General features: G+C 63.7%; 1 protein-coding gene. It reads left to right on the top strand.

Annotation, left to right across the window (positions count from 1 at the left end):
- The coding region (locus G3I56_RS42805; RefSeq protein ID WP_164418953.1) for an HAD-IC family P-type ATPase at window positions 1-460 on the top strand (460 nt) is incomplete at both ends.

Below are 460 nucleotides of genomic sequence, written 5' to 3'. Positions count from 1 at the left end.
GACCTGCGCCGGGAAACACCCCAGACCCTGCGTCTGCTACGTGCCCGCGGCATTGACAAGATTGTCATGCTGACCGGAGATCGCCCGGAAACGGCCGAGATGATTGCTCTGACAGCGGGCATCGACGAACTTCGTTCAGGGCTTTCTGCGCAGGACAAAGTTCGCCTGGTCCAGCAAGGCTGCCGCAGTGGACCGACGCTGATGGTCGGTGATGGCATCAACGATGCCCCGGCGTTGGCTGCAGCCGATGTCGGAGTTGCCATGGGTGCCACTGGGGTTACTGCCTCGGCGCAGGCGGCCGGTGTGGTCCTGCTGGTCGACAGGCTCGATCGTTTGGTCGAGGTACTGGATATCGCCCGGCATGCCGTGCATATCGCCCGGCAGGGGGTATGGGTGGGCATGAGCCTGTCATTGCTGGCTATGCTGGTCGCCGCAGCCGGTTACCTGCCAGCGCTGATGG

Origin of the sequence: Streptomyces sp. SID12488 (assembly GCF_010548275.1) — a bacterium.
GTDB lineage: Bacteria > Actinomycetota > Actinomycetes > Streptomycetales > Streptomycetaceae > Streptomyces.
This window is presented reverse-complemented; position numbering and strand designations above follow the sequence as displayed.